The sequence below is a fragment of the Mycobacterium sp. NGS64 genome (genome assembly GCF_059812245.1).
In genome coordinates this window covers 222,392-244,031 of the sequence record NZ_JCALCI010000005.1, presented here as the reverse complement: position 1 = coordinate 244,031, position 21,640 = coordinate 222,392, and the positions used below count along the sequence as shown (strand labels likewise).

At 65.8% G+C, this 21,640-nt stretch carries 20 protein-coding genes; 14 read left to right on the top strand and 6 right to left on the bottom strand.

Annotated features, from left to right (window positions below; all coding sequences use genetic code 11):
- The first annotated feature begins 59 nt into the window (after positions 1–59).
- The 3 genes from AC5Y4S_RS22605 to AC5Y4S_RS22595 are packed head-to-tail and all read left to right on the top strand — an operon-like array spanning position 60 to position 2,078.
- Positions 60–1,223: a steroid 3-ketoacyl-CoA thiolase gene (locus tag AC5Y4S_RS22605; protein ID WP_500034839.1), complete on the top strand. Its 1,164-nt coding sequence runs from the start codon at positions 60–62 to the stop codon at positions 1,221–1,223.
- 2 nt (positions 1,224–1,225) lie between these two features.
- Positions 1,226–1,600, top strand: a complete 375-nt coding sequence (locus AC5Y4S_RS22600) for a DUF8021 domain-containing protein (protein WP_068185339.1) — start codon at positions 1,226–1,228, stop codon at positions 1,598–1,600.
- 22 nt (positions 1,601–1,622) lie between these two features.
- Positions 1,623–2,078, top strand: a complete 456-nt coding sequence (locus tag AC5Y4S_RS22595; RefSeq protein WP_500034838.1) for a nitroreductase family deazaflavin-dependent oxidoreductase — start codon at positions 1,623–1,625, stop codon at positions 2,076–2,078.
- A 77-nt stretch (positions 2,079–2,155) separates the two neighbouring features.
- On the opposite strand, the gene AC5Y4S_RS22590 is transcribed toward AC5Y4S_RS22595, so the two are convergent.
- The 3 genes from AC5Y4S_RS22590 to AC5Y4S_RS22580 all read right to left on the bottom strand — a co-directional run bounded on the left by AC5Y4S_RS22590 (position 2,156) and on the right by AC5Y4S_RS22580 (position 5,690).
- The gene (locus AC5Y4S_RS22590) at positions 2,156–3,856 is read right to left on the bottom strand and encodes a PE family protein (RefSeq protein ID WP_500034837.1); all 1,701 of its coding nucleotides are present in this window, start codon (positions 3,854–3,856) and stop codon (positions 2,156–2,158) included.
- 155 nt (positions 3,857–4,011) lie between these two features.
- Positions 4,012–4,917 (bottom strand): SDR family oxidoreductase, encoded by a 906-nt coding sequence (locus AC5Y4S_RS22585; protein ID WP_500034836.1) that lies wholly within the window; start codon positions 4,915–4,917, stop codon positions 4,012–4,014.
- Between the two features lie 14 nt (positions 4,918–4,931).
- Positions 4,932–5,690 (bottom strand): SDR family oxidoreductase, encoded by a 759-nt coding sequence (locus AC5Y4S_RS22580; RefSeq protein WP_500035006.1) that lies wholly within the window; start codon positions 5,688–5,690, stop codon positions 4,932–4,934.
- A gap of 98 nt (positions 5,691–5,788) precedes the next feature.
- On the opposite strand from AC5Y4S_RS22580, the gene echA20 reads away from it, so the two are divergent.
- Genes echA20 through AC5Y4S_RS22545 form a run of 7 tightly spaced genes read left to right on the top strand, consistent with a single transcriptional unit; the run spans position 5,789 to position 11,161 of the window.
- Complete coding sequence (gene echA20 / locus AC5Y4S_RS22575) at positions 5,789–6,547, top strand: (7aS)-7a-methyl-1,5-dioxo-2,3,5,6,7,7a-hexahydro-1H-indene-carboxyl-CoA hydrolase (protein WP_068127446.1); 759 nt, start codon at positions 5,789–5,791, stop codon at positions 6,545–6,547.
- Positions 6,544–7,428, top strand: coding sequence for a cholesterol ring-cleaving hydrolase subunit IpdA (gene ipdA / locus AC5Y4S_RS22570; protein ID WP_068105543.1), 885 nt, complete (start codon positions 6,544–6,546; stop codon positions 7,426–7,428). The genes echA20 and ipdA overlap by 4 nt, the downstream gene beginning before the upstream one ends.
- Complete coding sequence (gene ipdB, locus AC5Y4S_RS22565) at positions 7,425–8,168, top strand: cholesterol ring-cleaving hydrolase subunit IpdB (protein WP_500034835.1); 744 nt, start codon at positions 7,425–7,427, stop codon at positions 8,166–8,168. Before ipdA ends, ipdB begins: the two co-directional genes overlap by 4 nt.
- Positions 8,165–9,253, top strand: a complete 1,089-nt coding sequence (gene ipdC / locus AC5Y4S_RS22560) for a (3aS,4S,5R,7aS)-5-hydroxy-7a-methyl-1-oxo-octahydro-1H-indene-4-carboxyl-CoA dehydrogenase (protein ID WP_500034834.1) — start codon at positions 8,165–8,167, stop codon at positions 9,251–9,253. Before ipdB ends, ipdC begins: the two co-directional genes overlap by 4 nt.
- A gap of 42 nt (positions 9,254–9,295) precedes the next feature.
- Positions 9,296–9,718, top strand: coding sequence for a PNPOx family protein (locus tag AC5Y4S_RS22555; RefSeq protein WP_500034833.1), 423 nt, complete (start codon positions 9,296–9,298; stop codon positions 9,716–9,718).
- 58 nt (positions 9,719–9,776) lie between these two features.
- Positions 9,777–10,424, top strand: coding sequence for a SatD family protein (locus AC5Y4S_RS22550; RefSeq protein WP_500034832.1), 648 nt, complete (start codon positions 9,777–9,779; stop codon positions 10,422–10,424).
- Positions 10,421–11,161 carry a hypothetical protein gene (locus AC5Y4S_RS22545; RefSeq protein ID WP_500034831.1) on the top strand — a complete coding sequence of 247 codons (741 nt, stop codon included), beginning with the start codon at positions 10,421–10,423 and terminating at the stop codon, positions 11,159–11,161. Before AC5Y4S_RS22550 ends, AC5Y4S_RS22545 begins: the two co-directional genes overlap by 4 nt.
- A gap of 86 nt (positions 11,162–11,247) precedes the next feature.
- Here AC5Y4S_RS22545 and AC5Y4S_RS22540 read toward each other — a convergent pair whose 3' ends face one another.
- The 3 genes from AC5Y4S_RS22540 to kstR2 all read right to left on the bottom strand — a co-directional run bounded on the left by AC5Y4S_RS22540 (position 11,248) and on the right by kstR2 (position 13,980).
- On the bottom strand, positions 11,248–12,108 hold the full coding sequence (locus AC5Y4S_RS22540; protein ID WP_500034830.1) for an endonuclease domain-containing protein: 861 nt from the start codon (positions 12,106–12,108) through the stop codon (positions 11,248–11,250).
- A 105-nt stretch (positions 12,109–12,213) separates the two neighbouring features.
- The gene (gene fadA6 / locus AC5Y4S_RS22535; RefSeq protein ID WP_068185371.1) at positions 12,214–13,374 is read right to left on the bottom strand and encodes a steroid 3-ketoacyl-CoA thiolase FadA6; all 1,161 of its coding nucleotides are present in this window, start codon (positions 13,372–13,374) and stop codon (positions 12,214–12,216) included.
- Positions 13,375–13,377: 3 nt separating this feature from the next.
- On the bottom strand, positions 13,378–13,980 hold the full coding sequence (kstR2, locus tag AC5Y4S_RS22530) for a TetR family transcriptional regulator KstR2 (RefSeq protein ID WP_152531473.1): 603 nt from the start codon (positions 13,978–13,980) through the stop codon (positions 13,378–13,380).
- Between the two features lie 229 nt (positions 13,981–14,209).
- Here kstR2 and AC5Y4S_RS22525 point away from each other — a divergent pair, with 229 nt between their 5' ends.
- From AC5Y4S_RS22525 to AC5Y4S_RS22510, 4 genes are all read left to right on the top strand, one after another.
- On the top strand, positions 14,210–15,850 hold the full coding sequence (locus tag AC5Y4S_RS22525; protein WP_500034829.1) for a PPE family protein: 1,641 nt from the start codon (positions 14,210–14,212) through the stop codon (positions 15,848–15,850).
- 271 nt (positions 15,851–16,121) lie between these two features.
- Positions 16,122–17,762 (top strand): PPE family protein, encoded by a 1,641-nt coding sequence (locus tag AC5Y4S_RS22520; RefSeq protein ID WP_500034828.1) that lies wholly within the window; start codon positions 16,122–16,124, stop codon positions 17,760–17,762.
- Positions 17,763–17,964: 202 nt separating this feature from the next.
- Positions 17,965–19,611, top strand: a complete 1,647-nt coding sequence (locus AC5Y4S_RS22515; protein WP_500034827.1) for a PPE family protein — start codon at positions 17,965–17,967, stop codon at positions 19,609–19,611.
- Positions 19,612–19,837: 226 nt separating this feature from the next.
- Positions 19,838–21,502 (top strand): PPE family protein, encoded by a 1,665-nt coding sequence (locus tag AC5Y4S_RS22510; RefSeq protein WP_500034826.1) that lies wholly within the window; start codon positions 19,838–19,840, stop codon positions 21,500–21,502.
- Positions 21,503–21,640: the final 138 nt, after the last annotated feature.

The window sequence follows — 21,640 nt, the reverse complement described above, 5'->3', positions numbered from 1 at the left end:
AAAAGGCGCCGACCCATCGTCGCTTGTCATAGTAATGAAACGTGTTCTAGCCTGACGGCATGGGTAACCCGGTAATTGTCGAAGCCACCCGCAGCCCGATCGGCAAGCGCAACGGCTGGCTCTCAGGACTGCACGCCACCGAGCTGCTGGGCGCGGTGCAAAAGGCACTGGTCGAAAAGGCCGGTATCGACGCCGGCGACGTGGAACAGGTCGTCGGCGGCTGCGTCACCCAATACGGCGAGCAGTCCAACAACATCACCCGGGTGAGCTGGCTCGTCGCCGGGCTGCCGGAGCACGTCGGCGCCACCACCGTGGACTGCCAGTGCGGCAGCAGCCAGCAGGCCAACGGCCTGGTCGCGGGTCTCATCGCGGCGGGTGCCATCGACGTCGGCATCGCGTGCGGGATCGAGGCCATGAGCCGCGTCGGACTCGGCGCCAATGCCGGCCCCGACCGCAGCATCCTGCGGCCCGAGTCGTGGGATATCGACCTGCCCGACCAGTTCACCGCCGCCGAGCGAATCGCCAAGCGCCGCGGCATAACCCGCGACGACATCGACGCCTGGGGATTCCAGTCGCAGCTGCGTGCCAAGCGGGCGTGGGACGAGGGCCGTTTCGACCGGGAGATTTCACCGATCGAGGCGCCGGTGCTCGACGAGCAGAAGCAGCCCACTAGCGAGCGCCACATGGTCTCCCGCGACCAGGGCCTGCGCGAGACCACGATGGAGGGCCTGAGCCAGCTCAAGCCGGTCCTCGAGGGCGGGATCCACACGGCGGGCACGTCGTCGCAGATTTCCGACGGCGCCGCCGCCGTGTTGTGGATGGACGAGGATAAGGCCAAGGCGCTCGGGCTGCGGCCCCGGGCCCGGATCGTCAGCCAGGCGCTTGTCGGCGCCGAGCCCTACTACCACCTGGACGGCCCGGTGCAGTCGACGGCGAAGGTGCTGGAGAAGGCCGGCATGAAGATCGGCGACATCGACCTGACCGAGATCAACGAGGCCTTCGCCTCGGTGGTGCTGTCCTGGGCGCGGGTCCACGAGCCCGACATGGACCGGGTGAACGTGAACGGCGGCGCCATCGCGCTCGGGCACCCCGTGGGCAGCACCGGCAGCCGGCTGATCACCACCGCGCTGCACGAGCTCGAGCGCACCGACCAGACGACCGCGCTGATCACCATGTGTGCGGGCGGCGCCCTGTCGACCGGCACCATCATCGAACGCATCTAGTAGTGGGCGTCTCCGAGGCCGACCGCATCGCGGCGGCCCAGGCATACATCGACGCGCTGGTCACCCACGACGCCGACGCCGTCCCGTTCGCGCCGGACTGCGTCCGGATCGAGGTGGGCCTCAAATCCGGGTTCTCCGGAAATCACTTGCGGCGCAGCCTAAATCGCGGACCGCAATACCGCATCATCTCGGCCACGACGCCGCCGCAGTACACCGTATCCGGCGACGAGGTGCGAGCGGTGTACGACGTGCTGACCAAGGTCGCGTTCGGCGGGCGGCGAGTAGCGTCGCGGGTCGACGAGACTTTCGTGATACCGGAAGAGGACGGGCTGATCCATCACATCAGGGCCAGTTTGCGTCCATTCATTCAGCGCTAGCCCGACCGTAGGATCTACAGTCATGCCGAAATCACCCCCGCGGTTTCACGACTCGCCGTACGCCGATTTTCTGATCAAGTGGATGTCGCGCCTCAACACGTTCATGTATCGCCGCAACGGCGGCGAGGGCCTCGGCGGCACCTTCCAGAAAATCCCCGTCGCCCTGCTGACCACCACCGGGCGCAAAACGGGCGAGCCCCGGGTCAGCCCGCTGTACTTCCTGCGCGACGGCGACCGGGTGATCGTCGCGGCGTCCAAGGGCGGCGCCGCCAAGAACCCGATGTGGTATCTGAACCTCAAGGCCAACCCCAAGGTGCAGGTGCAGATCAAAAAAGAGGTGCTCGACCTGACCGCGCGCGACGCCACCGACGAGGAACGCGCCCACTACTGGCCGCAATTGGTGGACATGTACCCGTCCTACGACGACTACCAGTCCTGGACAGACCGGACCATCCCGATCGTCATCTGCGAACCGTAGCGTTCCGCCGAACGTGCACTGATGGCGGAAAATCGCCGAAAACACATCCGCCAGTGCACGTTCGGCTCAGGCGGATCCTACGTGATGAGGTTTGACAGGTCGCCGATGACGGTTTCGGCCTGACCGATCACGGCGAACGCTTCGAAGGCGCCGGCCAGCGGGATGAGGTAGGTGTCGGTCGCGATGGGTTGGCCGATGGCGGCCACGAGGTTCCCCGATTGAAGCCCGTCGGCGAACAGCGTCAGGTCGTACGCCGGCAGACTCGTCACGAGCGCATTGGCGACATCGGCCGTGGGCAACAGAATCGAATAGGCATCCGAGGCCGCGCCCGACAGCGTATTCACCGCGTGGTAGATGTTGCCGGCGACGTTGACGGGTGACAGCGCGGAGACGAGGTCGGCCAGGCTGGGCAACGTGGTTGCTGTTGGCCCCGACGAGGGCATGGTCAGCGAACCCACCGACGACGCGAGCGACCCGGTTGACGAGAATTCGGCGGAGATGTCGTGCGTGAAGTCGGCGATCCCCTGCGGGGTACCCGAGGCGAGCAGGCCGGGCACTTTTTCTACGTCGCTGAGGGGTGGGAAAAGCCCGAACTCGGTCGGCACGTTGGCTGGACCTTGCGACCAACCGTAATTGGGGTCGCCGTAGCCCAGATTCACCAGCACCTTCAGGTCCGGTTGGATCAGATCGGCCAGTGGATTGCCTACGACCGGGATCGCGCGAAGCGGTTCCAGCAGCGGCAGATTCTGGGTGGGGATCATCTCGTAGGTGGTCATGGTCGGGCCCACGGTCGGCAATTGGATCGCCGTTCCGAGCTGGGTGGGGGTCAGATCGGTGTAGGTGGGATGCACGTAGTAGATCCCCGCGAGCGAGTTGAGATCCGACAACAAATTAATTGGGTACTGCGGGACATCGGCGAAGCCGTCGTATTCCTGCGTCCAAATGGTGGTCGGGTACAGATTGTCCGGGGTAGGGCCGTTGAACGTGATGCCGAGAGCCGGGATGCTCAAGCCGTTCAACCGTTCGAAGAGTCCGCCGTTGGGAGCGTTGGGATCGCCGGTCAGCACAAAGGAGACGGCCGACGTCGGGACGCCCTGGGACGCGAGCAGGGGCATCACCATGGACGAGATCGTCGAACTCTGCGACTCGCCTTTGACAACGAGGGTGTTGCCCGCGGCGACCTGCTGCAAAATCGTTTGATCGAGAATCTGGACACCTTGGGCTTCCGACATGTCCAGCGTCAAACTCTTGACCCCGGTGTACAGCCCGTAATTCCCTTCGGGTGTGAATAGGGGTTGTGGCGTGAAATTCTGGAAAAAGGGCGCGATGTAAAGGTTGAAATTCTTCGTGATGAAGTCCGGGGTAGGTATCGGCTCCCCGCTGCCGCCGATGATCAATGCCACGTTCGCGGCGCTGGTGGCACTAGGTCCAGCGAGCAGGCCGTTGACTCCGGTTCCCGCACCGACGGCGGCCAGCACCTGCCCCAAATTCGACGCGCAGGCCGCCTCCGCGCCCGCGTAGGCCCCCGCAGCCGCCGTCAGCGCCTGAATAAACCGCTGGTGAAACGCCTCCGCTTCCGCGCTTACCGCGTGAAAGGCTCGGGCGTGCTCGGAAAACAACGCCGCGATCGCCGCCGACACCTCATCCTTGGCCGCGGCCATGATCCCCGTGGTCCGAACAGCGGCGGACTCATTCGCGACGTTGAGCGTTCCAGCGATACTGGCTAACTCTGTTGCCGCCGAATTCAGGTTCTCCGGCATCGCGACGAGATAGGACATCTGAAACCTCCATTGGTTCCGCGGCCAGACGGCATCCCGCCATACCCGGACGCGCCGCCCGGAACGCAGACTATCGCGTTTAAGAAGAAACGCGCCAGGACGCGCGAGATATTCTGCGGCAGAGCCGCATTCGGTGCGCCCAGCGCCGCGGGAGGCTAGGCCCCGTAGACCGGGACCGGCGGCCGCGCCTTGGCGAGCAGGTCGGCGACGACGGGTCCGAGCTCGGCCGGATCCCACCGGGCACCCTTGTCGATCTGCGGGCCGTGCGCCCAGCCTTCGGCGACCCGGATCTTGCCGCCCTCGACCTCGAACACCTTGCCGGTGACGTCCCGGGATTCGGCGCTGCCCAGCCAGACGACCAGCGGGGAGATGTTCTCCGGCGCCATGGCGTCGAAATCCTGGCCCTGCGTGGCCATCATCTCGGCGAAGACGGTCTCGGTCATGCGAGTCCGGGCCGACGGCGCGATCGCGTTGACGGTCACGCCGTACCGCCCCATCTCGGCGGCGCCGACAAGCGTCATCGCCGCGATGCCCGCTTTGGCGGCGCTGTAGTTACCCTGCCCGACGCTGCCCTGAAGGCCCGCACCGGAACTGGTGTTGATGATCCGCGCGTCGACGGTTTTGCCCTCTTTGGAGAGCCCGCGCCAATACGAGGCCGCATGCCGCATCGTGGCGAAGTGCCCCTTGAGGTGCACCGCGATGACGGCGTCGAACTCCTCCTCGCTGGTGTTGGCCATCATCCGGTCGCGGACGATGCCGGCGTTGTTCACCAAAACGTCTAGGCCACCGAAGGTTTCGACGGCGGTCTGGACGAGGCCGGCGGCCTGGTCCCAGTCGGCGATGTTGGACCCGTCGGCGACGGCCTCGCCACCGGCCGCGGTGATCTCGTCGACCACGCCCTGCGCGGCGCTGCCGCCGCCCGCGGGCGAACCGTCCAGGCCTACCCCGATGTCGTTGACCACCACGCGAGCGCCCTCAGCCGCGAAGGCGAGCGCGTGCGCGCGACCGATGCCGCCGCCCGCTCCGGTGACGATGACGACCCGGCCGTCAACTAGCCCCATATCCGTTGTCTCCTCTACTTGATCGCGCTCGCGTTTGTGGTGGCCAGGTAGTGCGGCGGCTCCCCGCCGCCGTGCACCTCCAGCGAGGCACCGCTGATGTAGCACGCCGCATCCGAGGCCAAAAACGCTGCGGCCCAGCCGACATCCTCCGGTTTGGCCAGCCGGCCCAGTGGCACGTTCTTCGATATCGCGGCGATCGACTCGGCGTCACCGTAGAACAGGTCGGCCTGTTCGGTTTCCACCATCCCGACCACGCAGGCGTTGACCCGCACCTTGGGTCCCCATTCCACCGCCAGGGTCTGCGTGAGGCTCTCCAGGCCGGCCTTGGCGGCCCCGTAGGCGCCGGTGCCCGGCGACGGCCGCCGCCCGGACAGGCTGCAGATGTTGACGATCGACCCGCCCGCCGGCTGGTCCTGCATCTTGTCGTTGGAGCACTGCGAAACCAGCAGCGCGCCAATGAGATTGAGCTCGATGATCTTGCGGTTGAACTTCGCGCTGGACTCCGCGGTCAGCACGTAGGACGACCCCCCGGCGTTGTTGACGACGACGTCCAACCGGCCGTGTTTGTCGACGACCGAGTCGATCAACGACTTGACGGCATCCTCGTCGCGCACGTCGCACGGGTGAAACTCGTACGGCGAGCCCTCGACGGGCCGGCGGGCGCAGGTGATCACGGTGGCGCCCTGTTTGGCGAAAACCGCGCTGATGCCGGCGCCCACGCCGCGCACGCCACCCGTAACGAGAACCACCCGCCCCGCCAGCCCCAGGTTGATGCCTTCCGAACGGGGCGAGCCTGCTTCGGCGGGAGTCACTGTGCTAGCGTACCAAGCAAGTGCTTGCTTAGGTAGTTACCCCACGAGGAAGTGGCACCTTGCCCATCACAACCACCACCACCGAACCGGGCATCGTCGCGGTCACCGTCGACTACCCGCCCGTCAACGCCATCCCATCGCGCGGATGGTTCGAACTGGCCGACGCGGTCACGGCCGCCGGCGCCAATCCCGAGACCCACGCGGTGATCCTGCGGGCCGAAGGCCGGGGCTTCAACGCCGGTGTGGACATCAAAGAGATGCAGCGCACCGAGGGATTTACCGCGCTGATCGATGCCAATCGCGGCTGCTTCGCCGCCTTTCGCGCGGTCTACGAATGCGCCGTGCCGGTGATCGCGGCCGTGAACGGATTCTGCGTCGGCGGCGGCATCGGCCTGGTGGGCAATTCCGACGTCATCGTGGCCTCCGACGACGCCACGTTCGGGCTGCCGGAGGTCGAACGCGGCGCGCTGGGCGCGGCGACGCACCTGTCGCGGCTGGTGCCGCAGCACCTGATGCGGCGGCTCTTCTTCACCGCCGCCACCGTCGACGCCGCCACCCTGCATCACTTCGGCTCGGTGCACGAGGTGGTGCCCCGGGATCAGCTGGACGAGGCCGCTTTACGGGTCGCCCGCGACATCGCCGCCAAGGACACCCGCGTCATCCGCGCGGCCAAGGAGGCTCTCAACCTCATCGACGTGCAACGGGTCAACTCGAGTTATCGCATGGAGCAGGGGTTTACGTTCGAGCTCAACCTCGCCGGGGTGGCCGACGAGCACCGCGATGCGTTCGCCGGCACGACGAAGGGTGAAAAGTCGTGAGCGACAAGCGGACCACCCTCGACGACGCAGTCGCACAATTGCGCAGCGGCATGACGATCGGCATCGGCGGCTGGGGCTCCCGGCGCAAGCCGATGGCCTTCGTGCGGGCGATGCTGCGCACCGACGTCACGGACCTGACGATAGTCACCTACGGCGGACCCGACCTCGGTCTGCTGTGCTCGGCGGGCAAAGTCAAGCGCGTCTACTACGGCTTCGTGTCGCTGGACTCCGCGCCGTTCTACGACCCGTGGTTCGCCAAGGCCCGCACCAGCGGCGCCATCGAAGCGCGCGAGATGGACGAGGGCATGCTGCGCTGCGGGTTGCAGGCGGCGGCGCAGCGCCTGCCGTTCCTGCCGATCCGCGCGGGGCTGGGCAGTTCGGTTCCCGACTTCTGGGAGGGTGAGCTGCGGACGGTCACCAGCCCGTACCCCGCGCCCGGCGGCGGGCACGAGACGCTGCTCGCGATGCCGGCCCTGCGCCTGGACGCCGCATTTGTGCATCTCAATCTCGGTGACAGCCAAGGCAATGCGGCCTACAGCGGCATCGACCCCTACTTCGACGACCTCTTCCTGATGGCGGCCGACAAGCGCTACCTGTCGGTGGAGCGCGTCGTGTCGACCGAGGAACTGGTCAAGGCGGTCCCACCCCAGGCGCTGCTGGTGAACCGCATGATGGTCGACGCGGTCGTGGAGGCACCCGGCGGCGCCCACTTCACCACCGCCGCACCCGATTACGGGCGCGACGAGAAGTTTCAGCGCCACTACGCCGAGGCGGCGTCCACCGACGAGGGCTGGCAAGCTTTCGTCCAGACCTACCTGTCGGGTGGCGAGGACGACTACCAGGCGGCGGTCCGCGCATTTGCAGAGGAGGCCGCGAAATGAGCACCCGAGCGGAGGTCTGCGCGGTCGCCTGCGCCGAGTTGTTCAGGGACGCGGGCGAAATCATGATCAGCCCGATGACGAACATGGCGTCCGTCGGCGCGCGGCTAGCCCGGCTAACGTTCTCGCCGGACATCCTGCTGACCGATGGCGAGGCGCAGTTGCTGGCGGACACCCCGGCGCTGGGCAAGACCGGCGCGATCGAGGGCTGGATGCCGTTCGGCCGGGTGTTCGAGACCCTGGCCTGGGGGCGCCGGCACGTCGTGATGGGCGCCAATCAGGTGGATCGCTTTGGCAACCAGAACATCTCGGCGTTCGGCCCGCTGCAGCACCCCACCCGGCAGATGTTCGGCCTGCGCGGCGCGCCCGGCAATGCGATCAACCACGCGACCAGTTACTGGGTGGGAAACCATTCCAAGCGGGTGTTCTGCGAAGCGGTCGACGTGGTGTGCGGCATCGGCTGGGACAAGATCGATCCGGACAACCCGGCGTTCCGGTTCGCCAACCCGTATCGGGTCGTGTCCAACCTCGGGGTGTTCGACTTCAAAGGCCCCGGCAGGACGATGCGGGCGGTGTCCCTGCACCCCGGTGTGTCGCCCGACGACGTCCGGGAGAACACGTCGTTCGAGGTGGACGGCCTCAACGAGGCGGAGGAGACCCGGCTTCCGACCGATGACGAGCTGCGCCTGATCCGTGAGGTCATCGATCCGAAGGCACTGCGCGACAGAGAGATCCGTTCATGACTAGGCTGCGCACGCCGCTGACCGAGCTGGTCGGCGTCGAGCATCCGGTGGTGCAAACCGGGATGGGCTGGGTGGCCGGCGCCCGACTGGTTTCCGCCACGGCCAATGCCGGAGGACTGGGCATCCTGGCCTCGGCGACCATGACGCTGGACGAGTTGGCGACCGCCATCACCAAGGTCAAGGCGGCGACCGACAAACCGTTCGGCGTGAACATCCGCGCCGACGCCGCCGACGCGGGTGATCGCGTCGAGTTGATGATCCGCGAAGGCGTCAAGGTGGCGTCCTTCGCGTTGGCACCCAAGCAGGAACTGATCGCCCGGCTCAAAGATGCTGGGGCGGTGGTCATCCCATCGATCGGCGCGGCCAAACACGCGCGCAAGGTCGCGGGCTGGGGCGCCGACGCGATGATCGTGCAGGGCGGCGAGGGCGGCGGGCACACCGGGCCCGTTGCGACGACCCTGCTGCTGCCGTCCGTGTTGGACGCCGTGCAGGGCACGGGGATCCCGGTGATCGCGGCGGGCGGATTCTTCGACGGGCGCGGCCTCGCGGCGGCGTTGTCCTACGGCGCCGCCGGCGTGGCGATGGGCACGAGGTTCCTGCTCACCTCCGATTCCACCGTGCCCGACGCGGTCAAACGGCGTTACCTCGAGGCCGCGCTGGACGGCACGGTCGTCACCACGCGAGTCGACGGCATGCCGCATCGGGTGCTGCGGACCGGGCTGGTCGAGAAGCTGGAAAGCGGCTCGCCGGTAAGGGGTTTGGCCGCAGCGGTGCGCAACGCGGCGAAGTTCAAGAACATGTCGCAGATGACGTGGGCATCGATGATCCGCGACGGCCTGGCGATGCGCCACGGCAAGGAGCTGACCTGGTCGCAGGTGGTGATGGCGGCGAACACCCCGATGCTGCTCAAGGCGGGGCTGGTCGAGGGCAACACCGAGGCCGGCGTGCTGGCGTCCGGCCAGGTGGCCGGCATCCTGGACGACCTGCCGTCGTGCGCCGAGCTGATCGAATCGATCGTCCGCGACGCGATCGCCCACTTGAAGGCCGCGACGGCGCTGGTCGAAGAACCGTCAGCCGTGGACTAAGGGCCCTGGCCGCGGAGCGTGGCGCCGCGCCATCCTGGAGCAATGAGTGCGCTGACACCGGGGTCCTGGCCCACGCCGCTTTTGAACGCCGTTCGCGCTTCGAACAAATACCTGCTCAACCCGCTGATGGTGCAGCTGGCCGGGCACAAGCACTGGTACGCGGCCGCGATCAAACACACCGGACGGCGCTCCGGCAAGCAGTACACCACGCCGGTCGTGGCCGAGCGCATCGCCGATGGCTTCGTCATACCGCTGCCCTACGGCACCGACGTGGATTGGTTGCAGAACGTCCGCGCGGCGGGACGGGCGACCATCGCGTCCCAAGGCCACGACTACGAGGTGGGCCAGCCCGAGATCATCGACGCGGCGACGGCCCTGCCCATGCTGTCGGCCCAACGCCGACGGACTTTCGAGCGGGTCGGCATCGATGGATACCTCAAGCTCACGGACCAGGCGACGAACTGAGCCCGGACGGGATTAAGTCCTCTTCTAAATTCGGCATGAATGAAGCTATAATCTTCATATGGTCAGGGTGAAGGATGTACCTTCACTGCGCGCGACGATGATCGGCGACGTCGTCGGGTCGCGGCGCGCGCGCGACCGGCCTGCGCTGCATCGGCGGGTCGCCACCGCCCTGCGGCAGGTCGCCGACGGCGCGCTCGACCCGCCCGCGTTCACCGTCGGCGATGAGTTCCAGGGCAGCTACCCCACCCTGGGTGCCGCCATCGACGCGGCATTGACGGTGCGCCTGCTGCTTGCCCCCGAGACGGACGTCCGGTTCGGAATCGGCTGGGGCACGGTCGCCATCCTCGACGCCGACGCCCGGATCCAGGACGGCCCGGGCTGGTGGACCGCCCGGGCGGCCATCCAGCAGACGGCGGAGTCCCAGCGCCAGCCCGGCTTCACGCTGGTGCGCACCACATTCCGGGCGGACGAGGACGCGCGCACCGACGTTGCCGCGGTCAACGCCGCCCTGATTTGTCGGGACCATCTGCTTGGATCGCTCGATGAAAGATCGTTACGGATTGTGAGGGGCTTGATGGCGGGCCGGACCAAGAGGGAACTCGCCGCGGCCGAGGGCATCAGCCCTTCCGCGGTGTCCCAACGGGCGGCCCGTGACGGTCTGGACCTGATTGTCCGTGCCTCCCAATATCTTCGGAGTTTGCCATGAGCGCCGTCGCGGTCCTGCTGATCGCGCTCGGGATTGCCGACCTGTGTCGGCGGGCGGTCCGCGCGGCGTGGCTCCCCGTGGTGATCGCGCCGATCGTGGTGGCGGGCTGCGCGGCGCTGGGTGCGCTGTGGCATCGCGGCGATATCCCGCTGCTCGTGCTGGCGGCCACCGCTGCCGTCGTGTGGGAGTGGCTGTGCGTGCGCGCCGAGCGCAGCGGCAAACGACAGGCAGTCCCGTTGGCCGTGTTCGCCGCCGCGCTCATATTGCTGATCGGGTTGTCCGGCTGGTCCTCTCCCGTCCACGGCCTGATCGCGCGGTGGTCCGGCTGGGCGCAACTGCCGCTGAGCCACGTGACGCCCACCCGGCTGCTGATGATCGTCGCCGTGGTGCTGGTGCAGTTCGCCACCGGAAATCAGTTGGTGCGCCTGGTTCTTGGCTCAGTGGGCGCGGTGCGTCCGGCCGGTGAGCCGCAGCCGTCCGACCGGCTCAAGGGCGGCAGGCTGCTGGGCCCGATGGAACGCCTGCTGATCCTGAGCCTCGGCGTCGGCGGGCAGGTGGCCGCGGCCAGCGCCGTCGTCGCGGCCAAGGGCATCATTCGCTTTCCCGAGCTGAGCGCCCAAAAGACCCGCAACGGTGACGTCGGGATCGACGAGGTCACCGAGTACTTCCTGGTGGGCAGCTTCACCAGCTGGCTGCTGGCCTTGGGCGGAATCGCGTTGGTGCTGGCCGCGCGGTGATCGCGGGCACAACGGAACATCCTGCGCGAGTGTGCAATTTACGACGCGACACGCCGTTGAAGCGTCGTGAGTTGCACGCTCGGGCGCTACGGCCGCCAGCCCGCCGCACGCATCGCGGCGACGACCCGGGCAGTGAAGGTGCCTTGCCGATAGCGGAGCAGGTCGTTGCTCACCTTGACGATGGTCCAGCCCAGGTCGGCCAATGCCACTTGCCGGTCGATGTCACGTTGACGCTGCGCCGGGTCCGTCCAGTGTTGGGGTCCGTCGTACTCGATGCCGACAAGCAATTCGCGATACCCCATGTCGATGCGCGCAACGAAGTCGCCGTATTCGTCGCACACCCTGATCTGAGTCTGCGGCGTAGGAAGCCCGGCGTCGATCAATATCAGCCGAGTACGCGTCTCCTGGGGCGACTCGGCACCCCCGTCGACTAGCGGGAGTACGCCCCGCAGCCGTGCCAGTCCGCGCATGCCGCGATGTGCGGCCATCACTGCGTCGACGTCGGTCACCTTGACGTCGGTGGCGTTCACCAACGCGTCGAGCCGCTGCACCGCCCGCAGCCGCGAGGACGTCCACCGCCCAATGTCAAAAGCCGTTCGGGCCGGACTGGTTACGGGCATGCCATTGACGTCGACGACCTCGCCCCGGAGCAAGCTCTCGGAGTGCACCACGATGCCGGCCGGCGGGTGGCGGTTGTCATGAATCAGCTCGGCATCCAATGCCGGGTCCACCCACTTGGCCCCCAGGAGCGCCGCCGCCGAGTTTCCCGCGACGACTGCCTTGCGTCGCGACCAAAGCCATGCAGCCTGCGCTCGGTCACGGGCCATCAATTCGATGTCGCCGGAGCCGTAGACGCCTGGGTAGACACGCTCGTAGAGCGAGCGCATCGCCCGCTCCGGCATGGCCTTGGCCGCGAGGGCCTCACTGCCCAGAAACAGCTCCGTCATGCCGCGATGCTGCCAAACCACACCGACAGCCCCGCGAGTGTGAAATCCACGACGCGACACGCCGTTAGGGCGTCGTGAGTTTCACACTCGGCGGAAGGGGACGGACTAGAGCCGCTCGATGATCGTGACGTTGGCCGTGCCGCCGCCCTCGCACATCGTCTGCAGACCGTAGCGGCCGCCGATGCGCTCGAGCTCGTTGAGCATGGTCGTGAACAGCTTGGCCCCGGTCGCGCCGAGCGGGTGACCCAGGGCGATGGCGCCGCCGTTGGGGTTGACCTTCTCGGGGTCGGCCTTGATCTCCTTCAGCCACGCCAGGACCACCGGCGCGAACGCCTCGTTGATCTCGACGGTGTCGATGTCTTCGATTGACAGCCCTGTCTTTTCCAGTGCGTAGCGGGTGGCCGGGATGGGCCCGGTCAGCATGAACACCGGGTCGGCGGCGCGGGCACTGATGTGGTGGATGCGGGCTCGGGGCTTCAACCCGTGGTCTTTGACGGCCTGCTCGGAGGCGAGCAGCACCGCGCTGGCGCCGTCGGAGATCTGGCTGGCCATCGCCGCCGTCAGCCGACCGCCCTCGACGAGCGTCTTCAGGCCGGCCATCTTCTCCAGCGACGACTCACGCGGGCCTTCGTCGACCCGGAAGGGTCCGGATTCCGTTTCGACAGTGATGATTTCGTTGTCGAAATGTCCGCCGCGGATCGCCGCGAACGCGCGCTCGTGGCTGGTGAGCGAGTATCGCTCCATCTCTTCGCGGGACAGGTTCCACTTCTCGGCGATCATCTCCGAACCGCGGAACTGGGAGATCTCCTGGTCGCCGTAGCGGTGCAGCCACTGCTTGGATTCGCTTGTGGGCGAGGTGAACCCGAACTGCTCGCCAACGGTCATCGCCGACGAGATCGGGATCTGGCTCATGTTCTGCACGCCACCGGCCACGATGAGGTCGGCCGTTCCCGACATGATCGCTTGGGCGCCAAAGGAAATCGCCTGCTGGCTGGAACCGCACTGCCGGTCCACCGTGACGCCGGGCACCTCTTCGGGATAGCCGGCGGCCAGCCATGAGAGCCGGGCGATGTTGCCCGCCTGCCCGCCGATCGCGTCGACGCAACCGGCGATCACGTCCTCAACGGCGGCCGGGTCGACGTCGACCCGGTCGAGCAGTCCGCGCCACCCCAGGGCGCCCAGGTCGACGGGATGTATCCCGGCCAATGCGCCGTTGCGCTTGCCGACCGCGGTACGCACAGCGTCGATGACGTACGCCTCAGCCATATTTCAGACTCCTTCTTTGGTAATGCCGCCAAGGACAATGGCGAGATATTGCTGACCCACCTGCTGCGCGGTGAGCGGTCCGCCCGGTTGATACCAGCGCACCGACACCCAGGTGGTGTCACGGATGAAACGGTAGACAAGGTCGACATTGAGGTCGGGCCGAAAGCAGCCCTCGTCGATGCCCTGATTGAGCACCTCGACCCACATCTTGCGTTGTTGGCGGTTCATGTCCTCGATGTAGGAGAACCGCGCCTGCGACAGCAGCCGTTTGGCCTCATCCTGGTAGATGACGACCTGCGCGTGGCGATCCTCGATCGCCTCGAACGACGCCATGAACAGCCCCTTGAGCCGCTCCAGCGGATTGGGCTCGCTGTCGATGATTTCGCGATAGCGGGTGAACAACCACTCCAGGAATTCGCGGAGCAGCTCGTCGACCATCTCCTCCTTGGAGGAGAAATGGTGGTACAAGCTGCCGGACAGGATGCCTGCGCCGTCGGCGATGTCGCGCACCGTGGTGGCGCGCAGACCGCGCTCGGCGAACATGGTCGCGGCGAGCGCAAGCAACTCGTCTCGCCGGCTGTTAGCCTGACCGGTCACTCGGTCCACCGGATCAGCGTATCAACCAAGCGCTTGCTCGGCCAGCGAGCCGCTTGGCCCCATCACCGACGCGGCCTCGGTAGCTCGCGTTTCCGCGCCACGGTGACGGAAAATTCGCGGGTTTCGAACTGAGGGGAAATCAGCCAAAACCGCGAGAAAGCCCTCGGCAGCGTCGTAATCTCTCCGACGTTGGGGCCCCGATGCCGATAAATGGGTCGAAGCGTGGAGGTCAACCGTCATGAGTTTCTTGGTGTTACCCCCGGAAATCAATTCCGTGCGGATCTTTAGCGGCGCCGGATGTTCGCCAATGCTGCAGGCCGCTGCGGCATGGAACGGTCTGGCCGATGAGCTGGGGGCGGCCGCGGATTCGTTTTCGTCGGTGATCTCGGGGCTGGCGGGTCAGGCATGGCAGGGGCCGGCAGCACAGGCAATGACGGCCGCGGCGGGTCCGTACGCGAGCTGGCTCAGCTCGGCCTCCGCCCAGGCCGCGGGCGCAGCGGCACAGGCGCAGGCGGTAGCCAGTGCGTTCGAGGCGGCGCAGGCGGCAACGATCCATCCGCTGGCGGTGGCGGCGAACCGGAATTCCTTTGTGCAGGCAGTGATGTCGAATTGGTTTGGGCTCAACGCGCCGGCGATCGCCGAACTGGAAGGCGACTACGAGGCGATGTGGGCTCAGGATGTGTCGGCCATGTCCGGGTATTACTCCGGGGCGTCGGCGGCGGCCGCCGGATTAAGCCCCGCCCAGACCCTCCAGGACATCCTCGCCACGCTGCCGAACCTCGGCATCGGCAACAAGGGCAACGCCAACGTCGGCCCCGGCAACACCGGCATTGGCAACCTCGGCAGCGGAAACACCGGCAACAACAACATCGGCGGCGGCAACGGCTTTGCCGGTGTCCCGGCCAATGGGAATATCGGCTTCGGAAACCACGGCGACGGAAACATCGGTTCCGGCAACGGCTCTAACCCCGGATCGAGCACCGATCTCGGCCACAATATGGGCTTCGGCAACGCCGGCAGCAACAACTGGGGCTTGGGCAACGCCGGGGACGGGAACCGGGGCCTTGGAAACGCCGGCAACAACAATATCGGGGGCGGCAACGCCGGGAACAACAACATCGGCGGCGGGAACACCGGCAACAACAACATCGGCTTCGGGCTCACCGGCAGCAACGAAATCGGCATCGGGAACACCTATTTCAACACCGCAACCAACCAGTTCAGCTTCGGCGGGCTGAACTCGGGTGCTGGAAACATCGGCATCGGGAACTCCGGATCCGGCAACATCGGCTTCTTCAACTCCGGCAACGGCAACGTCGGCTTCTTCTCCACAGGCAGCAACACCCATTTGCCCGGCCACCTCAACAGCTTTGGCTTCGGGAACGCGGGCGCCGGCAACATCGGGTTCGGAAACGCGGGCGACTGGAACTTCGGCTTCGGGAATTCGAGCAACGTCAACACGGGCTTCGGGAACTCGGGCGGGCTCGACACCGGCTTCGGGAACGGCGGCGGTTTCGACACCGGGTGGTGGAATTCGGGTGCCACGAACACCGGCTGGGGGAATTCGGGCGGCGTCAACACCGGCGCGTGGAATTCCGGCCTGGTCAACACGGGCTTCGGTTTCACCACGGACACCGGAGCCAGCCACTCGGGGTTCAACAACTCCGGCACAAATGTCTCGGGCTTCGACAACACGGCCACCGACGGGTTCGCGTCGGGCTTCTTCAACACCGTCATCAACGGGGGCGCGATGTCGGGTATCGGCAACACCGGGGTTCCCACATTCAGCCCGACCTTCAGCGGCTCGCTATCCGGATTCTTCAATACGGGCACCCAATTTGGGGGTCTCTTCAGCCTCGCTCGAGTGTTAGCAGGTTAGGGCGGCCCGCATTAGCGACGTCGCCGGCCACGCGGTGACGTTGTCAGCCGTCCCGGCTCGAGGATCGTGACGCGACCCGACATCGCTGACCCACACCAGCGTCCACCGCCCCAAAAATAGGGAAATTTCCCGATGCTGTGAGCATCGCAGCGGGCGCACGCTGTCCCCACGTCGTGCGCCGGGCTCTTTGTTGGGATCGGTAGCGCACCGGACCGGCTGTACTGCAGCGTCCAGCCACCAACGAGTGAAGCGCGTGGGAGGTAGGTCGTCAATGGTGAACTTTGCGGCGTTGCCGCCAGAAATCAACTCTCTGCTGATGTTCAGTGGCGCCGGGTCGGCGCCGATGCTGGACGCGGCGGCGGCTTGGGACGGCTTGGCTTCGGAGTTGGGATCGGCGGCGTCGTCATTCTCGGCGGTCACCTCAAGATTGACCGGCCAGGCGTGGCAAGGAGCGGCAGCTCAGGCGATGGCGGCCGCGGCCGCGCCGTATAGCGGATGGCTCGGCGCGGCGGCGGAGCAGGCGTCTGCGGCGGCCGGGCAGGCCCGAGCGGTGGTCAGCGCCTTCGAGGCCGCGCGGGCGGCCACCGTGCACCCGCTCCTGGTGGATCTCAACCGCAATTCGCTTGTGCGGATGGTGATGTCGAATTGGTTCGGCCTCAACGCACCGGCCATCGCCGAACTCGAGGGCGACTATGAGGTCATGTGGGCCCAAGACGTGGCGGCCATGTCGGGCTACTACTCGGGCGCGTCCGCCGCTGCTGCCGCATTGGCTCCCGCGCAAACGCTGCAGGACCTGCTGGCCAGCCTGCCCAACCTGGGCATCGGCAACATCGGCAACGCCAACCTGGGCAACGGCAACAGGGGCAGTGAAAATATCGGGAACGGAAACAAGGGTAGTAACAACGCGGGCGGCGGGAACTTCGGCAACGGGAACGTGGGCGGGGGGAACTTCGGTAACGGCAACATGGGGGCCGGAAACTCCGGCGTCGGGAACATCGGCTTCGGAAACGTCGGTGCATCCCTGACCACCGGCAGCAACGTCGGCATGGGCAACACCGGCGATAACAATGTCGGCTTCGGAAACACCGGCGCCGGGAATTACGGCGGCGGGAACACCGGCAGCGGCAACATCGGCGGCGGCAACAACGGCAACAACGACATCGGCTTCGGGCTTACCGGCAGCAATCAGATCGGGATCGGGAACAGCTACTTCGACAGAGCCACCAACCAGTTCCACGTCGGCGCGCTCAACTCGGGTGCAGGGAACATCGGCTTCGGAAACTCCGGCAGTGGCAACATCGGCTTGTTCAACTCCGGTAGCGGCAACATCGGCATCTCCAACAGCGGCGCCAATCTCCTTATGCCAGGTCACCTCAACAACATCGGCATCGGAAACTCCAGCGTCGGCAACATCGGCTTGGGTAACTCGGGGCTCGGTAACACCGGCATCGGAAACTGCAACACGGTCAACACCGGCTTCGGAAATTCTGGCGAAAACAACACCGGTTTTTGGAACGCGGGCAATGTCAACACCGGCTTCGACAACGCCGGCAGCACCAATACCGGCGAGGGTAACTCGGGCGACATCAACACGGGCTTCTGGAATTCGGGACAGGCGAACACGGCCGTCGGATCTACCATCAACACCGGCCTCACCGGCTCAGGGTTTGGCAACACCGGCACCGATGTGTCGGGCTTCTTCAACACGCCAAGCGGCCCCGGTGCCGGCACGATGTCCGGGTTCTTCAACAAGGCCAGTGGCGGCACCGCGCTCAACTTCGCAATATCGGGGATCGGAAACACTGGCGTACCAAGTATCTTCGGCACCCTCACCAGCGGTCTCGACTCCGGCGTGTTAAACGTGGGTACCGAACTATCGGGCTTCCTGAATCTCCGTAGTCTGTTGCCCTAACTGACCGCGGGTGCCGAAATGACCTCTCTGGTCAGGTAATCCGAGTGGTCGCCGGCCTGCGCGTCGCGCAGATATCGCGACGGGTTCTCGCAAAAACCGGAAATACTGGTCGGTGTCGCCGTAGCATTTCCGTCGAATTCTCGATTTCCCTTCGGGCACCGGTCGCTTCGTGGCGACTGGGGGAAACGGGTAGGAGGCCACAATGGCGAGTTTTTTGGTGTTGCCGCCGGAAATCAATTCTCTGCTGATGTTCAGTGGCGCGGGTTCTGCGCCATTGCTGGACGCGGCGGCCGCCTGGGAGGGCCTGGCTTCGGAGCTGGGATCGGCGGCGGCGTCGTTTTCCGCGGTGACCTCGGGCCTGGCGGGCCAAGCCTGGCAGGGTGCGTCGGCGCAGGCGATGACGGCTGCGGCCGCCCCCTACTCGGGGTGGCTCAGCCAGGCGGCGGCGCAGGCGGCTGGGGCGGCTGGGCAGGCCCGAGCGGTGGTGAGCGCCTTCGAGGCCGCGCAGGCGGCGACCGTGCACCCGCTCCTGGTGGACCTCAACCGAAACTCGTTGGTGCAGATGGTGATGTCGAACTGGTTCGGCCTCAACGCCCCAGCGATCGCCCAACTCGAGAGCGACTACGAGGCCATGTGGGCCCAGGACGTGGCGGCGATGGTGGGCTACCACGGCGGCGCGTCGGCCGCGGCCGCCGGGCTCACGCCCGCACAGACACTCCAGGACATCCTCGCCACCCTGCCCAACCTGGGCGTCGGCAACATCGGCAACGCAAACCTCGGCACCGGCAACACCGGGAACCAAAACCTCGGCGAGGGAAACACCGGTAACCAGAACTTCGGCGGCGGAAACACCGGCAACGCCAACGTTGGCAGCGGAAACATCGGCAACAACAACTTCGGCGCCGGAAACGGCGGCGCCGGAAACATCGGCTTCGGAAACGTGGGCGGTTCCATCACCGCCGGTAACAACGTCGGCATGGGTAACAACGGCAACAACAATTTCGGCTTCGGGAACATCGGCAACGGAAACATGGGCGGGGGCAACACCGGCAGCGGCAACGTCGGCGGCGGCAACAACGGCAGCAACGATATCGGCTTCGGGCTTACCGGCAATAACCAGATCGGAGTCGGGAACACCTACTTCGACAGGACCACCAACCAGTTCCACTTCGGCGGGCTTAACTCCGGCGCCGGCAATATCGGCTTGGGAAACTCGGGCAGCAACAACATCGGCTTCTTCAACTCCGGAAGCGGCAACATCGGCATCTTCGACTCGGGCACCAACAACCTTACTGGGACCCACTTCAACAACGTGGGCCTGGGGAATTCGGGCATCGGCAATGTCGGGATTGGGAACGCCGGCGTGCTCAACACCGGCATTGGGAACGGGTTCGATTTGAACACCGGCTTGGGGAACGCGGGCACCAACAACACGGGCTTCGGCAACTCCGGCATCGTCAACACCGGCTTCGACAACTCGGGCAACATCAACACCGGCAACGGGAATTCGGGCTCCACCAACACGGGTTTCTGGAATTCTGGCAACACGAATACTGCGGTCGGGTCCACCACGGACACCGGCCTGACCAACTCGGGCTTCGGCAACGTCGGCATCAACGAGTCGGGCTTTTTCAATACCGCCACCGGACCCATTACGGCGGGATTCATGTCGGGCTTCTTCAACAGCGCAAGCGGCGGAACCACTGTGTCCGGTGCGCTCTCGGGAATCGGGAATGTCGGCATCCCGAACTCCTTCCTCGGCGCCAGCACGGCCGGCGACGGCTCGGGCTTCTTCAATGTGGGCGCCCTGCTCTCGGGCATCTTCAGCCTCAATCGGCTGGTGCCCTAACTCGAGTTGACCATCGCGATTCTGGACAGCGGCTTCCAGCAAAAATAGGGAAAATTGCCGATGTCGTGAGCCCGCCACCGACGCAGGCTGTCCCACAAGGCCTTCGGTGTATTTGTTGGGATCGGTAGCGCACCGGACCGACTGTAATTTCCGCGCGGATGGCGGCATTCAGGCGGCCACAGCGTCCGGTAACGAGCGAGAGCAATGTGTGGGAGGTAGGTCGTCAATGGCGAACTTTGCGGTGTTGCCGCCGGAAATCAACTCTCTGCTGATGTTCAGTGGCGCCGGGTCAGCGCCGATGCTGGACGCGGCGGCGGCTTGGGACGGCTTGGCTTCGGAGTTGGGGTCGGCGGCGTCGTCGTTCTCGGCGGTCACTTCGGGGTTGACCGACCAGGCGTGGCAAGGTGCGGCGGCTCAGGCGATGGCGGCCGCGGCAACACCGTACGCGGGGTGGCTCGGTCAGGCGGCGGCCCAGGCTTCCGGCGCGGCCGCGCAGGCCCGCGCGGTGGCCGGCGTGTTCGAGGCGGCGCGGGCGGCGACGGTGCACCCGCTGATGGTCGAGCTCAATCGCAATTCGCTTGTGCAGCTGGTGATGTCGAACTGGCTAGGCCTCAACGCGCCGGCGATCGCCCAGCTTGAGGGCGAGTACGAGGAGATGTGGGCCCAGGACGTGTCCGCGATGGTGGGCTACCACGGCGGGGCGTCGGCGGCGGCCGCGCAATTGGTGCCTGCGCAGACCCTGCAGGACATACTGGCTACCCTGCCCAACCTCGGCATCGGCAACATCGGCAGCGCTAACCTCGGCACTGGCAATGAGGGCACCGGCAACGTCGGCACCGGCAACACCGGGAATTCAAACTCGGGCGGCGGGAACAGCGGAGACCACAACATCGGCGCCGGAAACAGCGGCAAAAACAACTTCGGCGCCGGAAACATCGGCACCGGCAACATCGGCTTCGGCAACTGGGGTGACGGGGTCACCAGCTCAAACCCGGGCCAAAACGTCGGTATGGGAAATAACGGCAACAACAACTTCGGCTTCGGGAACTCGGGTAACCGGAACTTCGGTGGCGGGAACTTCGGCAACGGGAACATCGGCGGCGGGAACACCGGCAACAACAATATCGGCCTCGGTCTTACCGGCAACAATGAGATCGGCTTCGGGAACACCTATTTCAACACCGCAACTAACCAATTCAACTTGGGCGGCTTGAACTCGGGCACCGGCGACATCGGCTTTGGGAATTCCGGCACCAACAACATCGGCTTCTTCAACTCCGGCGACGGCAACATCGGGATATTCAATTCTGGCGAAAATACCCTATCGCCGCTAAACCACTTCAACAGCTTCGGCTTCGGGAACTCGGGCAGTAACAACGTCGGCTTCGGCAACTCGGGCATCGGAAACACTGGCTTCGGAAACTCGTGGGAGTCGAACACCGGCTTCGGGAACTCCGGAGCCCAGAACACCGGCTTCGGCAATGACGGCGTCGATAACACCGGCAACTGGAACTCGGGCAGCATAAACACGGGTGATGGTAATTCGGGTTCCGTCAACACGGGATTTTGGAACTCGGGCGATGTGAATACGGGCGTCGGCTTCACCACCGGCTCCGGCATGCTCAACTCAGGCTTCGGCAACAGCGGTGAAGACATCTCGGGCTTCTTCAACACTGCCGCCGGCGGCACAGGCTTCAACGGCTCTATATCGGGCTTCTTCAACACGGCCCTCGGCGGCTCATTCGCCAACTGGCACGTCTCCGGCATTGGAAACCACGCCATCCCGGACAACCAAAACATCTTCTTGTCCGCCGTCAGCGGCTACGACTCGGGCTTCTTCAACGTCGGCACGGCGGTATCGGGCTTATTCGACCTCAGTCGGTTGCCGTAAGTTCACGGGCGCTGGCTTGCGCCCAAATCACTTCTCCGGTAACTCCGCGACCTCCCGTGGTTCGACGAAGTTGGTCGCGGCGGTTTCAACCCGCTTGTCACCGGTCATATACGCAGGCGTCCTATGAAAACGAAGGCG